Annotated in this window: 12 protein-coding genes, 1 pseudogene and 1 riboswitch; all 13 genes and pseudogenes read left to right on the plus strand. The window is 34.1% G+C overall.

Features of this window, described 5'->3' with window-relative positions; translation table 11 throughout:
• Positions 1-1,512, plus strand: a pseudogene (locus T537_RS12950) (hypothetical protein); the annotation flags it as partial.
• A 144-nt stretch (positions 1,513-1,656) separates the two neighbouring features.
• Positions 1,657-1,755: riboswitch (THF riboswitch) on the plus strand.
• A 57-nt stretch (positions 1,756-1,812) separates the two neighbouring features.
• Positions 1,813-3,117 carry a bifunctional folylpolyglutamate synthase/dihydrofolate synthase gene (locus tag T537_RS0108620; protein ID WP_051637201.1) on the plus strand — a complete coding sequence of 435 codons (1,305 nt, stop codon included), beginning with the start codon at positions 1,813-1,815 and terminating at the stop codon, positions 3,115-3,117.
• Positions 3,118-3,143: 26 nt separating this feature from the next.
• Positions 3,144-3,695 carry a GTP cyclohydrolase I FolE gene (gene folE, locus T537_RS0108625; RefSeq protein ID WP_027438616.1) on the plus strand — a complete coding sequence of 184 codons (552 nt, stop codon included), beginning with the start codon at positions 3,144-3,146 and terminating at the stop codon, positions 3,693-3,695.
• Between the two features lies 1 nt (position 3,696).
• Entirely contained in the window at positions 3,697-4,179 is a 483-nt protein-coding gene (locus tag T537_RS0108630; protein ID WP_031557269.1) for an HD domain-containing protein, read from the plus strand.
• A 30-nt stretch (positions 4,180-4,209) separates the two neighbouring features.
• Complete coding sequence (folP, locus tag T537_RS0108635; protein WP_031557271.1) at positions 4,210-5,016, plus strand: dihydropteroate synthase; 807 nt, start codon at positions 4,210-4,212, stop codon at positions 5,014-5,016.
• Between the two features lie 3 nt (positions 5,017-5,019).
• Positions 5,020-5,868, plus strand: a complete 849-nt coding sequence (folK, locus tag T537_RS0108640; protein ID WP_031557273.1) for a 2-amino-4-hydroxy-6-hydroxymethyldihydropteridine diphosphokinase — start codon at positions 5,020-5,022, stop codon at positions 5,866-5,868.
• A gap of 29 nt (positions 5,869-5,897) precedes the next feature.
• Positions 5,898-7,814, plus strand: coding sequence for an OPT family oligopeptide transporter (locus tag T537_RS0108645; RefSeq protein WP_031557275.1), 1,917 nt, complete (start codon positions 5,898-5,900; stop codon positions 7,812-7,814).
• A gap of 163 nt (positions 7,815-7,977) precedes the next feature.
• Positions 7,978-8,319 (plus strand): PqqD family protein, encoded by a 342-nt coding sequence (locus T537_RS0108650; RefSeq protein WP_027438621.1) that lies wholly within the window; start codon positions 7,978-7,980, stop codon positions 8,317-8,319.
• An 18-nt stretch (positions 8,320-8,337) separates the two neighbouring features.
• Positions 8,338-9,705, plus strand: a complete 1,368-nt coding sequence (locus tag T537_RS0108655; protein WP_051555028.1) for a glycoside hydrolase family 28 protein — start codon at positions 8,338-8,340, stop codon at positions 9,703-9,705.
• 113 nt (positions 9,706-9,818) lie between these two features.
• Positions 9,819-10,574, plus strand: a complete 756-nt coding sequence (locus T537_RS0108660) for a response regulator (protein WP_027438622.1) — start codon at positions 9,819-9,821, stop codon at positions 10,572-10,574.
• 5 nt (positions 10,575-10,579) lie between these two features.
• Positions 10,580-12,595 (plus strand): sensor histidine kinase, encoded by a 2,016-nt coding sequence (locus T537_RS0108665; protein WP_027438623.1) that lies wholly within the window; start codon positions 10,580-10,582, stop codon positions 12,593-12,595.
• A complete protein-coding gene (locus T537_RS0108670; RefSeq protein WP_051637202.1) occupies positions 12,588-14,456 on the plus strand; it encodes a DUF975 family protein in 1,869 nt (622 codons plus the stop codon). Before T537_RS0108665 ends, T537_RS0108670 begins: the two co-directional genes overlap by 8 nt.
• 376 nt (positions 14,457-14,832) lie before the next feature.
• Positions 14,833-15,714, plus strand: coding sequence for a YitT family protein (locus T537_RS0108675; RefSeq protein WP_027438624.1), 882 nt, complete (start codon positions 14,833-14,835; stop codon positions 15,712-15,714).
• Positions 15,715-15,849 lie beyond the last annotated feature (135 nt).

The following is a 15,849-nucleotide window of genomic DNA, read 5'->3' on the forward strand; positions in this document are numbered from 1 at the left end:
CCAGTAGCAGAGATGCCAGTAATGGAAGAACCTCCAGTGGCAGAAGAAACACCGGTAGTAGAAGAACCAGTGGAAGAAATGGTGGCAGAAATGCCAGTGACAGAAGAAGTTCCAGTAGTTGAGGAAACACCAGTAATGGAAGAACCTTCAGTAGCAGAAGAAGCACCGGTAGCAGAGGAAATGCCAGTGGCAGAAGAGGTTCCAGTGGCAGAGAAAGTTCCAGTAGTTGAAGAAACACCAGTAGTAGAAGAAGTTCCAGTGGCAGAAATGCCAGTAATGGAAGAGATGCCAGTGGCTGAGGATATTCCGGTAATGGAAGAACCTTCAGTAGCAGAAGAAACCACAGTAGCCGAGGAAATGCCAGTAGTTGAAGAAACACCGGTGGAAGAGATGGTGGCAGAGATGCCAGTGACTGAGGAAGTTCCAGTGGCGGAGGAAATGCCAGTAATGGAAGAGACCCCAGTAGCTGAAGAAATACCGGTAGTGGAAGAAGCACCGGTAGAAGAAATGGTGGCAGAAATGCCAGTAGCTGAGGATGTATCAGTGGCTGAGGAAACACCAGTAATGGAAGAGCCACCAGTAGAAGAAATGATGGCAGAGATGCCAGTGGCAGAAGAAGTGCCAGTAGCCGAGGAAACACCAGTAGTGGAAGAAGTACCAGTGGAAGAAATGACGGCAGAAATACCAGTAATGGAAGAAACTCCAGTAGTGGAAGAAGCACCGGTGGAAGAGATGCCAGTGGCAGAAGAAGTGCCAGTAGCTGAGGAATCTGTTGTTGATGTTGAATCTATAGTTGAGACTCCTGAGGAAGAAGTTAATACTAATCCAGTTAAATCATTAGTTGCTGAAATGCTAGAATTAACAGAGGCAGCTGAGAAGGCTACAATGGATAGAATAGAGGGCACTAAGTCTGTATTACAGAATATATTAGATATTGAATCAGATGAAATAGAAATAGTTGATCCTAATGTTGATATATTAGCAGAGCTTGAGAATTCTAATTACGAGTTACCTAATGTGGAAGAACAGGTAGTTGAATTTGTTGGCGAAGGAGAATCATTTGAGGATGCAGAAGCTACAGAAACTACAAATCTTGAAGAGACAGCTCAGATGGAAGCAGAAGCTGTAGAGGAGACAGCTCAGATGGAAACAGAACCCGTAGAGGAAGCAGCTCAAGTAACGGAAGAAGTACAGACCATGGAAATGCCGGCAATGGAAGAGTCTGTAACAGAAGAGCCGGTAACAGAAGAAGCTTTGGCACAAGACAAAGAAATCAACATTACAATTGATACTAGTGCTATTACTTCGCCAGATGATAATCGACCAATTTTTACAGATTATGAAAGCTATATTGATGGTTTTGACGTAAGGCCAGAATATGACGATTATGAAATGGCAATTGATAAGGCTTATGCTCAGAAAAAAATACATCATAAAGTTATTCAGATTGATGAAGGTTGGGTGGCAAGTATTAGCATAGCTGAAGGTATTTTAGTAGAAATAGAATCATAAAAATATAAAGCCTTAAGTGTATTATTAAACAACTTAGGGCTTTATTTCAACTTTATCAAAAGAATACATTATATGCTTGATTTTTTATATGAAAATGGTTACTATATTGTCGTATATATCAGTGCATTAGATGTACTAACAATATGCAGAGTAGATTTTGAAGCGTTAAGTGCTAGATGAACAGGGAGTTGTCGTCTAGACGAAAAGTATAAACTTGCGGTTTCAGATTCGCATCCCGCTGCTACATACCGAGAGTTTTACCTCCTTATGTAGTTGAGGAATTACATAAGGAGGTTTTTTATGCCTATGAATTACGAGGAAGCTATTAAGTATATTAAAAGTACTAATAGTAATGGCATGGTGCTAGGACTTGAGAGAATTACTAATTTGTTACACTATGTTGGAAACCCTCATAAAAAGTTAAAGTTTGTGCATGTTGCAGGAACTAACGGCAAGGGCTCAACGGTTTCGTTTTTGTCTCATATTCTAGAAAGTTCGTCATTAAAGGTAGGAGTCTATTCGTCACCAGCATTAACAGATTTTACAGAAATCATTAAAGTGAATAACAAATGCATTAGCAAGGAAGATGTAGTAAAGTTAACAACACTTCTTCAAGTTGCTATTAAACAAATGGAGAAGGATGAACTTGATCTTCCAACAGAGTTTGAAATAACTACTGTTATGAGTTTTTTGTATTTTTTATCCATGGACTGTGATATTTGTTTATTAGAGGTAGGCCTTGGCGGATTGCTTGATTCTACTAATGTTATTGATACCTGTGAACTCGCTATTCTCACATCTATTAGTTTCGACCACGTTAGAGTTCTAGGTAATACATTAACAGAAATAGCAAAGCACAAATGCGGCATTATTAAAGACGGCGTAGATGTTCTTACATGTGATCAGGACAACGAAGTATTAGAAGTTATAGAACAGGAAGTTAGAAGAAAAAAAGCAAGACTTCATTATTCAGAACTTCCAGTTGGCTTAAAAGCTGATTCTATTAGTTTAGATGGACAGACTTTTACAATGAATGGCATGGGTACTTTAAAAATCAATTTGGCAGGAGATTATCAGATATATAATGCGGCTCTTGCTATTAGTGCTGCTCACATTTTAAGAGAAAAGGGCTATAAAGGAATTACTACAGAGACTATTAGACAGGGTCTTATTAACTGCAAATGGCCATGTAGGTTTGAATGTATATCAAAGAAACCTGTAATAGTAGTTGATGGAGGACACAATGCTAAAGGGATTGATGTACTTGTAAGTAGTATTTATAAGCACTTTAAGGACAAAAAAATTGTTTTTATAATGGGTGTATTAGCAGATAAGGATTATATGCATATGCTTAACAAAGTCACTCCACTTGCTAAAGAATTTGTGTGCATTACACCGCCAAATCCTAGGGCGCTAGATGCAGGCAATTTAAGCGAAATTATAAGTAAGGAATATAAGCTTAAAGCAGTTCCTAAGGATTCTTTAGAAGAAGCAGTAGACTATGTGCTTGCAAATACAACTGATAAAGATATAATTGTGGCTTTTGGCTCATTATATTATGTGGGGTTAATAAAAAACATTTTTATAAATAGATTAAAAAAATAATGGTTTAGGAAGGTTAGGTGTGAGAAATGTTTGATGACGAGAAGATAAAAGAAGGCGTTAGATTAATTCTTGAAGGTATTGGTGAAGATATTAACAGAGAAGGCTTAATCGAAACACCAGAAAGAGTAGCTAAGATGTATCATGAATTAGCTGCAGGATATAGTGATGATGCTAAAGAACATTTATCCAAGAGATTCCATGTAGATAATTCAGATATTGTTATGGAAAAAGACATATTCTTTTATTCATTATGCGAGCATCATATGTTGCCATTCTATGGAAAGGTGGCTGTAGCTTATATTCCTAATGGCGAGGTTGTTGGACTTAGTAAAATCGCTAGAACTGTTGAAGTTTATGCTAGAAGATTACAGATTCAGGAGCAGTTTACTAATCAGATTGCTGATGCATTTATGAAGGAGTTAGACTGTAAGGGCGTTATGGTTTATGTTGAGGCTGAGCATATGTGCATGACAATGAGAGGCATTAAAAAACCAGGCTCTAAGACTGTTACAGTAGTTAAGCGTGGAGCATTTGAAGATGAAAAGCTAGAAAATACTTTTTATAGAATGTTAGGGTAATATGGATAGAGTCAATAGAATACTGAATAATAATACATATAAAACTAATTTAGACTCTTTAAAAGAGTTGGAAAAAAATAGAACATTTTGTAGACATGGTCTGGAGCATTTACTTGATGTTGCCAGACTAGCCTACATTGAAAATTTAGAGAAAGGGCTAGGTATAGATAAAAGTATTATTTATGCCACAGCCCTTCTTCACGATTTAGGAAGAGTTTTAGAGTATAAGGAAAATTTGCCACATGATAAGGCAAGTGTACTATTAGCTAAGAAAATTTTGCCAGAGTGTGGATTTGGCGAAGATGATATTAAGCTTATTTGTATGGCAATTGGGGAACACAAGAATATTAAAGAACTAGAGGATAAGGGACTTTGCGGACTTATTTACAGGGCTGATAAAAAATCAAGAAACTGTTTTTGTTGTAATGCTATAGCAGACTGTAAATGGAGCAAAGAAAAGAAAAATTATACAATAGAAAGCTAATATTAAGGACAGAATTTAGGAGTAAGGAAAATGATAATTGGAAATAAAGAATTTGACTTAGATAACAAGGGCTACATTATGGGAATTCTTAATGTTACACCAGATTCATTTAGCGATGGTGGCAAGTGGAACGATGTTAATAAAGCACTTGAACATGCAAAAGAAATGGTAAATATGGGAGCTACAATTATTGATGTTGGTGGAGAATCCACAAGACCTGGATATACTAAGATTAGTGATGAAGAGGAAATAAATAGAGTTGTCCCAGTAATAAAGGCTATTAAAGAAAATCTTAGTGTGGCTGTTTCAATAGATACATATAAGTCAGAAGTAGCAAGGGCTGCACTTAATGCAGGTGCAGATATGGTAAATGACATATGGGGCCTTAAATATGATAAGAATATGGCAGCAGTTGTAAGTGAATATGAAGTTCCTGTGTGTATTATGCATAACAGAGATAATGAGAACTACAATTCATTTATGGATGATGTAATAGCTGATTTAAAGGAATCTATAAAAATCGCTAAAGAAGCCAATATTAAAGATGAGAATATTATGATAGACCCAGGAGTTGGCTTTGCAAAAAGCCTAGAGCAGAACTTAGAAATAACTAATAAGCTTGAAAGGTTAGGAGAATTAGGATATCCAATACTACTTGCAACTTCGAGAAAATCTATGATTGGACTTACATTAAATGTAGATAAAAATGAAAGAGTGGAAGGTACAGTTGCAACCACAGTAATTGGTGCTATGAAGGGCGCAAGTATTTTTAGAGTTCATGACGTTTTGGAAAATAAAAGGGCATTAGATATGACTATGGCAATCAAAAGGAGTTAGGGTATGAATTTAGAAGATTTAGATCAGATACATATAGATGGACTTGAGGTTTTTGCTAAACATGGCGTGTTTAAAGAAGAACAATTTCTTGGACAAAAATTCATTGTAAATGCAGTGCTTTATACTAACACAAGAAACGCTGCCACAACAGATAATCTTGATTTATCGATTAATTACGCAGAAATTTCAAATCAGATAACTGATTTCATGAAAAATCATACATATAAATTAATTGAAACAGTAGCAGAAAAGTTAGCTAGGTATCTTCTACTTAATACCAAAGGTTTAGAAGCTATTTCATTAGAAATAAAAAAACCATGGGCACCTGTTAATTTACCGCTTGAAAGCGTCTCAGTGAAAATACGCCGCAGTTGGCATGTAGCCTACGTTGCGCTGGGTTCTAACATGGGAGACAGAAAAAAATTTCTTGACGATGCCATAAATTCGTTAGATAATCTAGATTGTGTGCGTGTAAAAGAGGTATCTGATTTCATCGAAACTCTGCCTTATGGAGGAGTACAACAGGATGATTTCCTTAATGGTTGTGTTAGAATTCAGACTCTATATTCACCAAATGAATTGCTGGATAAATTACATGAAATAGAAAATGAAGCAGGAAGGAAAAGAACAATTCATTGGGGTCCAAGAACATTGGATTTAGATATAATCTTTTACGATGATCTTGTAGTTAACTCTAAAGATTTAAGCATACCACATTTACAAATGCATTTAAGAGATTTTGTTTTGGTTCCGTTGGCTCAGATTGCACCTTGGGTTCGACATCCGATTTTTGGTACAACCGTTGCAGAGCTTCTTGAAGCAAATAAGAAAAATTATATTAAAGAAAAATAAGAATAGTTGAAAGTAGGAGATTAATATTTATGGCAAATAATAAAGACTTTAAACCATATATCTCAGCAGATCAGGTTATGCCAGAAATAACACCAACATCAGTTATTCTAGGTGTTTTATTAGCAGTTATTTTCGGTGCGGCTAATGCATACTTAGGCCTTAGAGTTGGTATGACTGTATCAGCGTCAATTCCAGCAGCAGTTATTTCAATGGGTGTAATTAGAATGATCCTTAAAAAGGACTCAATTCTTGAGAACAACTTGGTACAGACAATTGGTTCAGCTGGTGAATCAGTAGCAGCAGGTGCTATTTTTACATTACCTGCAATTTTTATGTGGATTGAAGAGGGATATGATGTTACCCTTTCAGTAGTAGCTATTGCAGTAGTTTCTATTTGTGGTGGTTTACTTGGTGTTTTATTTATGATTCCACTTCGTAAGGCATTAATTGTTAAGGAACATGGGGTATTACCTTATCCAGAAGGTACAGCATGTGCAGAAGTATTAATTGCTGGTGAAGAGGGCGGTAATGCAGCAGGTACAGTATTTGCAGGATTAGGCATTGCAGCTGCATTTAAATTTATTGCAGATGGCTTAAAGCTTTTCCCTAGTGAAATTTCATATAGTTTTAAGAGTTATAAGGGTTCTGGTGTGGGTATGGATACTCTTCCAGCACTCCTTGGTGTAGGTTATATTTGTGGAGCTAGAATTTCATCATATATGATGGCAGGTGGTATTCTTGCTTGGTTAGTAATTATGCCATTACTTGTAGCATTTGGTGCAGACGCTACAGTTTTCCCAGCAACTGTTCAGATTTCACAGATGACAGTTGATGAAGTTTGGAGCTCATATATTAGATATATCGGTGCTGGTGCTGTAGCAGCAGGCGGTATTATTTCTCTTGTGAAATCACTTCCACTTATTGTTAAGACATTTGGTGAGAATATTAAATCACTTAAGAATTCTGATAAGACAGCTTCAACTTTAAGAACAGACAAGGATCTTGATATTAAGGTGATTATTTTAATCATCGCAGCTTGTTTAGTTGTATTAGTTGCTGTACCTTCAACACATATTAATATTGGAACAGCACTTCTTATTGTTATTTTTGGTTTCTTCTTTGCAACTGTTTCTTCAAGAATGGTTGGTTTAGTAGGAAGCTCTAATAACCCAGTATCAGGTATGGCTATTGCAACTTTAATTATTACAACAGTAATCCTTAAGGCAACTGGTGTAGTTGGTGGCCTTGGTATGACAATAGCTATTATGATTGGTACTGTTATTTGTATTATTGCTGCTATTGCAGGTGATACATCACAGGATTTAAAGACAGGTTATATAATTGGTTCAACACCTAGAAATCAGCAGATTGGCGAAATTATTGGTGTTATTGCTGCTGGTCTTGCAATGACTGGTGTTATGGTGCTTCTTAATAACGCTTGGGGCTTTGGTACACAGGAACTTCCAGCACCACAGGCAACATTAATGAAACTTGTAGTTGAAGGCGTTATGGGTGGTAACTTACCTTGGAACCTTGTATTTGTTGGTGTATTTATTGCAGTAGTTATTGAATTCCTTGCAATTCCAGTATTACCAGTAGCAATTGGTCTTTACTTACCAATTCATTTATCAGTTCCAATTATGATTGGTGGCTTAATTAGATATTGGTTAGACCATAAGAAGTATAAGAATGATGGAGATAAGGATAAGGTAACAACAGCAGGTATTCTTTATTCTTCAGGTTTAATTGCTGGTGAAGGTTTAGTTGGTATTATTTTAGCTGTATTTGCTGTAATTTCAGTTGGCAATGGCAATACAATTGCAGATGTAATTGATTTAACAGCTAGAGGAATCGATTTAGGAAGTATCGGAAGCTTAGTATTCTTCTTATTATTAACACTTTCATTAATTAAATTTACAGTGTGGAATAAGAAAAATTATAAGTAAATTCTATTTTGCTTAAATATAATAAAGGCTCTCTGTTAGAATAATGTGTAATTTATTGCATAGATTCTAGCGGGGAGCTTTTTAGAATTAATATACTTTTCTTGACGAGTATTTTTGATTGTGTGACAATAAATTAGAAATTATTTAGAAAGCGGTGAATATAGTGAAGAAGGATAAGAAAAAAGAAAATTATCTCGATAAAATTCCGTATATACCAGAGGATAGAAAGTGGGAACTAAAGGGTGGAATAGTGTATGTAACACAGGTAAATAAAGGCTTTTATAATTCTATAGCCCAGAAACTTTTTAAGACACCAAAGACTAGTCAGATTAAACTTGAGGGACTTGGTAGTTTTATTTGGCAGCAAATAGATGGCAATAGAAGTATTTATGATATTGGAATGCTTGTGGCAGATAAATACGGAGAGAAGGCCAATCCTTTATATGAGAGATTGTCACAATACATTAAGACATTGGACAATTTAGGATTTATTCAATTTAAATAACAGATGGAGATTAGAAAGATGAGAGAATTTAGTATTGTAACACCAGAATTTAACAGCTATGAGGTGAATTTAACTAAGACTGATTTAATTCCTAATTTATCAGACATTAATACAAGTAAACATAATGCAGCCTGCATTAATAAGGCAATTGAAGAAATTAGTGTTAGTGGCGGCGGAACTTTAAACATTCCTGACGGTATGTGGATTACGGGACCAATTAGATTATTATCAAATGTAAATTTACACCTTAATAGACAGACTGTGTTGAAGTTTTCAAAAAATAGCGAGGAATATCCTTTAATTATAACTAATTATGAGGGACAGGAATGCATAAGAACAGTATCTCCTATTAGCGCAAATAATGCTGTAAATATAGCTATTACAGGTAATGGTGTAATTGATGGTAGTGGCGATGAATGGAGACCTATTAAGGAATTTAAGCTTACAAATAGAGCTTGGAATGCACTATTTGAAAAAAGTGAATATGTTCTAGATACCAAGGAAGGTGGAGTGTGGTTTCCAACTAAGTCATCATTTGAGGGAAACAGACTTAACATTCAAAAAGGATACGAGGGTAAGTCAGATGATGAGGTTCTAGAACTAGCTAAACCTTATTATGATTTTTATAGACCTGTTTTAATTAGTTTAAAGCATTGTGATAAGGTATTACTTGAAGGGGTTACATTTAAGAATTCTCCAGCTTGGAATATTCATCCATTTTTCTGCACAAATCTTACAGTTAGAAATATTAACGTGAATAACGCATATCATGCTCAAAATGGTGATGGCATTGATATTGAGTCATGTAATGGAGTTGAGATTTATAATTCTAGATTTGAGACAGGTGATGATGCTATTTGCGTTAAGTCTGGAAAAAATGCAGTGGCAAGAACAATCAAAGGTCCTTGTGAGAATGTATATATTCATGATTGCCTTGTAAATGAAGGACATGGTGGCTTCGTTATTGGTTCAGAAATGAGCCGTGGTGTTAAGAATGTATATGTTAAGGATTGTTTATTCCTTGGAACTGATGTGGGTATTAGAATGAAAAGTGCTCTAGGACGTGGTGGTGTTGTAGAGAATATCCATATTGAGAATGTGAATATGATGAATATTATTAACGAAGGCATCATTATGACCATGTCTTATGTATTAAATTCCCTTAATCGTAACGAAGTAATTGCTAAGGAAAATGAGGAAGACATTCCATTTTTTAAGAATATAACAATAGATAAGGTAAATTGTGTAGGTGCAAAGCATGCTATAAAGATTGAACCTTTAGTTGGAAGAGAAGATACAATATCAGATATTACAATAACAAATTCAACATTTGAGAATTGTGGCGAATCAGTTATTAAGGGCGTTAATATTAATATTGAAAAATAAAGAGTTGCATAATAACTCCCTTTTTGTTGCTTATATTTTTTGCAATATAATTTAAGTTTTGCTATAATATAATTAATATTTTTGGTGTGACTATTTAAAAATAGGTGAATATTATGCATGAAAAAATTGTGTTTATAGGCAATGAGAAGGGCTTTATTTATGGCTCAATTAAAAAAGGCCTAGAAGAGCAGGGGTTTAATGTAATCCCTGTTGCTGCTAGCGTTGAAGCTTTAGTTTCAATTGAAGAAGAATCAGACATATGGCTTCTTTATATTGAAAGTGAAGTCAGGGATTACATAAAGGTGTTTGAGTATTTAAAAGCTACAGTTATTCATAGGGATTTATCCCTTTATCTTGTAGCTTCTGAAAGTGAACTTAGAAATGTAACTATGTATATTCCAGAACACTTAATAAAGCATACCTTTGACAAACCAGTGGATATGGCTGGAATGTATAAGTTTTTTTCTTTATTGGTAATGAAGGAAGAGATAGTGGAAGAGGAAAAAAGTATTCTTATAGTGGATGACGATCCTTCTTCCCTTAGATCCTTAAGTGATTTTTTATCAGTTAAATATAAAGTATATATGGCAAATTCTGCAATGAATGCCATAATGTTTCTGACTAAACGAAAGGTTGATCTTATAATTCTAGATGTTAGTATGCCAGTAGTTGATGGAACTCAGGTTTTTAAAATGTTGCATGAAGAGCCATCAACAAGGAATATACCAATTATGTTTTTAACAGGTAAATCAGATAAAGATAGTGTTATGAATGTACTGAGTTTGCACCCTGTAAAGTATTTGCTAAAGACAATGGAACCAGCCCAATTGATTTTAAGTATTGATGAGTTTTTAGATAGCAGGAAATAAATTGTATGATGTTATTAATTTTGATACTTTCTTGTGTGATGGTGGTTTTATGCATTGTTAATCTTTTTCTTGTTATAAATCACATAAAGAATATAGGTTTAAGGAAGTCTAGTAAAGACTTAGATAAAGATGGTAAAGATAAAGCCAATTTAGATAGTAAAGATACGAATAAAATCAATAATGAAAAAGAGAAAATTGAGGCAAGTTTACAGTTTTTAGTAAAAATGTCTCATGAAGTTAGAACGCCATTAAATGCCATAATGGGCATGAATGAGTTGATTCTTAGAGAAGCTAAAGATAAAAATATAGTGAGTTATGCCAAAAATATAGAATATTCAACAAGGACTTTACTTACTTTTGTAAATGAATTAAGGGATTATTCTAATATAGAGTCTGGCAAGTTAAACGTAAATCCCATACCTTATAGATTTGACAATTTAATAACTGATATTTTGGCAATGAATTATGAAATTGCAATATTAAAGAATCTAGATTTTAATGCTTATGTTAACCCAGATATTCCCCTTAGGCTTTATGGGGATTCCCAAAGATTAAAGGAGTGTATTCATAATATTTTATCAAATGCCATTTCATATACCAAAGCTGGAAGAGTTGCTATAAGCATTGATTGTGAGAAAATTGACTCGGAAACTGTAGATATTTTTATAGTTGTTTCAGATACAGGTATTGGTATTAAAAAAGAAGATATAGAACGTGTTACTATGCCCTTTGAAAGACTTGAGGAAAACATTAATCTATCTAAGGAAGGAGCTGGTCTTGGGCTTCATTTAACTAATGAAATCCTAAAAAAGATGGGCTCAAAGCTAGAAATAGAAAGCGTTTATGGTATTGGTTCTACATTCTCCTTTACGGTTAGGCAAAAGATTGTGGCTTGGCTTCCCTGTGGAGATGTGGTTAGTCAGTTTAAAAAATCCTTTAGCAAAATTAATAGATATAAAGAATCCTTTGAGGCGCCCAATGCAAGGATCTTAGTTGTTGATGATGTTGAGGTTAATGCAAGAGTGGTTGTAGGATTGCTTTCAGATACAAAGATAAGGACAGATATAGCCTTTTGTGGAAAGGATGCCCTTAAACTTATAGAGAAAAATAATTACGATGTAATTTTTCTAGATCACAGAATGCCTGATATGGATGGAGTTGAGACTCTTGAAAAAATCAGACAAAATAGCGATCCTGTTAAAGCGTCTGTTCCTGTCATAGTCTTAACAGCCAACGCTATAAATGGAATGCGTGATCAGTATATTAATTTAGGTTTTACGGATTATTTAACAAAGCCTGTTAGGGGGGAAGATTTAGAAAAGACCCTTATTATGTATTTACCAGAGGATAAGATTTATTCAACAAGAAAGAATAATTATGTAAATATTAATGATACGGATAGCTTAAGTGAAGGACTTAATGTCTTTAATCAAATTGAGTATATTGATTCGGTAGTTGCACTTAAGAATTGTATGACTAAGGAAACTCTTAAAAATAGCATTATTACTATAAAAACAACTCTTAAGCAGACAATGGATAATTTAGAAGAATATTTTGATAACAAGGATTTGTCTAAATATGGTGTAAGTGTGCATGGTTTAAAGAGTTCCTTAAGATTAATAGGGGCAATGGATATTTCCAAGCAAGCTGCATTATTAGAGGAAATGAGTGAGACTAAGACAATGGAGGAAATTGAGCCAGAGCATAAGCTTTTAATGGAACAATTGAAAAAACTAGACATAGACTTAGGCAATGTAGTAAATTATTTCTATAACAATTTTAAGAAAGAAGAAGAAATATCAAATGAACAGCTAAAAGAAGCCTATAGTGCAATGTATGAATATGCATCCCTTGGAGATTATAAAAACATTGATGAAATAATAAGACATCTACAGGACTATAATATTCCTGATGATGAAAGAGAAGACTTTGAAGAAATAAGAAATTTATCTGTTGTTTTTGATACGACTAAACTTTTAAAGAAACTAGAAACTATAATTAACGGAGATAAAAATGACTAACAAAAATACAAGAAATACATTAAAGAAAAATGCTAAAAGAGTACTAAAGGGACATTACTTTTTATTAGTATTTGCCTGCTTAATGGCTGCGTTTTTAGGAAATGATTTTGCAAATTCATTTTTTTCATCTACAAACACAACAAAGCAGGTGTGGAATGAATTTAATCAAGTGGTGGAAATCACAGAAAATAACAGTACTGATACCGTAATAGATCTTATTATGGAAGAGATAGAAACGGCTAAGGAATCTAGTGCAGGAACTAGTCTTGCAAGATCAAGGGGCGTTATGGCCTCTGTGGTTAATAATATCACTAATGGTTTGCTTTTTTATAGAATAATCCAGGGCATTAATTCCTTTGTTAAATCAGATGTGCTTGCTAGAAAGATATTTATAATAATTTTTATGCTTGGCTATTTTTTGGTGTGGGTATTTATAACTAATACCTTCTCGGTGTCATTTAGAAGAGTTTTTCTAGAATCAAGAACTTATAAGAAGGTAGATGTCCAAAAATTCACATTCCTTTTTTATGATAAGTGCTTGTTTAATGTGGCAATGGCAATGTTTTTAAGAAACTTTCTCCTGATTTTATGGGGAATAACAATTATAGGATTTCCAATTAAGTATTACACATATAAATTAGTTCCATACATCTTAGCTGAGAACCCTAAAATAGGGCCATTAAAGGCAATTAAGATTTCAAAGGAAATGATGAGGGGACATAAATGGGAAGCGTTTAAACTGGATTTTTCATTTGTTTTATGGGATATGTTAGGCTATATAACAAATGGTATCTTAGGAATGCTTTTTGTAAATCCTTATAAGATAGCTACAATAGCAGAATATTATGTGTATTTACGTGAACTTGCAATGGAAAAAAATAGTGAATTGGCGCTAGTTTTAAATGATAAGTTCTTGTATAGAATAGCAGATAAAGAGGAAATAAATGAAAAATACAAGGATTTGATTAAAGAATATATTAAGGATGTGGATACAGATGACTACAACTTAGATGGAGATGTGTGGCTTGCTAATGCTATTGAAAGCATTAGAAGACAAAAGGGAAAGAGCTTTAATGAAGATGACTATAAAGAAAGCAAGGGCGCTTTTAAGTGGTTTGAGGATAATTTAGGACTTAGCTTTAGAAATGCTAGATATAATAGAATTCAAGAAAAATATAGGCTTTCACAGCTTGCTATGGAGGAATTAAACAAAATAAAGAATGGGGAGATATATCCTGAAAGATTATCTAAGCTACCCTTTAGGGAACGTAGAGTTAAAGCGGATTACATGAGAATGTATTCTATGTTCTCAATTGTTATAATCTTCTTTTTGGGAAGTATAATTGGTTGGACATGGGAAGGCATGTTACATTTAATTCAAAAGGGTAGTTTTATTAACAGAGGTGCTCTAAATGGCCCATGGATACCTATTTATGGAGTGGGGGCAGTTTTATCTATAACTCTAGGATATAGATTTAGAAAAACACCTCTTAAAGAATTTTTGTTTATTGTAGTTATTAGTGGAATAGTTGAGTATTCAACCTCGTATTGTATGGAGGCTTTAACAGGGCTTAGATGGTGGAGTTATAATAATTATTTCTTAAACCTAAATGGAAGAATATGTTTAGAAGGCCTACTTATATTTGGTATTGGTGGATGTGCGGTTGTTTATTGGCTAATACCATATGTTGAGGGGCAATTAAAGAAACTAAATGGTTTTGTGGTTTCAATTTTAATGATTGTTTTGATAGCTGCATTTGTGTTTGATATGATTTTTTCAAAAAATCATCCTAACACAGGAAAGGGTGTTACAAGTACAGTAGTGGGAATTGTCAGTATTTATGCCCCTTTGACGCGGTAAAGTATTACTAAAATAATGTAACTTTTATTCATTTTTTATTCGTTTATTAAATTTAACAATGTGCATTATATTGATTAAAACTGCGTATTTATGCCATTTATATGAAACCGTTCCCAGTGCTCTAAAAATGCATAAATATGCAGAAAATATGCGTAGTATGAATAAAAAAACAATCGTGACAAAGACTTGTCAGAGTGTTATAATAGCTAAGGCGATGAGATAAACGCTTATTTTTTTGCGCTAAAATCAAGCCCTTGCAAAGAAAGCACGATAAACTTTTTTGGCAGGATTGCAGAGACGCTCCCCAAAAAATAATCACTTAGTTGAAACTAAAGATGAATTTTTATTCAAGATGATTATTAGTAGCGGAGGTTATATGCAGAAATTAGAAAATAAAATAGGTAGTACATTAGTTGATATTCTTTTTGACATAGTTGCTGGTTTCCTTTATGCAGTTGGTTATTATACATTTGCTAAGATGGGAGATTTTACACCAGGCGGTGTATCAGGCATAGCATTGATTATCAACTATATATGTGGTGTTCCAGTTGGTGTATTTACACTTATTTTGAACATTCCACTTGTTATTATAAGTTATAAGGTCGTGGGTAAGAAATTCTTATTTAAGACCGCTCGTTCGTTGATTATTAGTACTATCTTCCTTGACATAATTGCTCCAATGACTCCTTTATATACAGGAAGTCGAATAACAGCAGCACTTTTTTCTGGTGTTTGTATTGGTGCAGCAATGGCGCTTTTCTATATGAGAGGCTCTAGTTCAGGAGGAATGGATTTCCTCATTATGACAGTCAAGGTTAAGAAGCCACATTTTAGTTTTGGCTTCGTTACAATGGTTACTGATTTTATTGTTATTGTTGTAGGTGGTTTCATCTATAAGGACATAGATTCAGTACTTTACGGTTTGATATCAGCATTTACATGCTCCGTAGTAATGGACAAGATCCTTTACGGTATGGGAGCAGGTAAGTTGATAATAATAATTACTGTTCATAGTAAAGAGCTAACGGACATGATAGGTTCCATGACAGATCGTGGTTCTACCATCATCAAAGCCATAGGTAGTTATACCGGTGATGATAGAGACGTTGTGTTGTGTGCATGTTCGAAGAATCAGACTTATGCGGTTACTGATTTAGCTCATAAAGCAGATCCTCATGCCTTCATAATGATCACAGAGACCAGTGAGGTTTTCGGTGAGGGATTTATTGAAGGTAAACGTAATATGAATAGTAATTAATAAATCATTTTCCTTCCTCATAACGGTAGAGGGGAAGAAGAATCCCGTTTATTAAGCTAATAGTTTCTTAGTAAGGAGATTAAGAAACTTATTACTAAGCTTACAAGACACATTTACTACATATCGGAGAATGGA

The sequence above is a fragment of the Lachnospira multipara LB2003 genome (genome assembly GCF_000702205.1).
GTDB classification, from domain to species: domain Bacteria; phylum Bacillota; class Clostridia; order Lachnospirales; family Lachnospiraceae; genus Lachnospira; species Lachnospira multipara_A.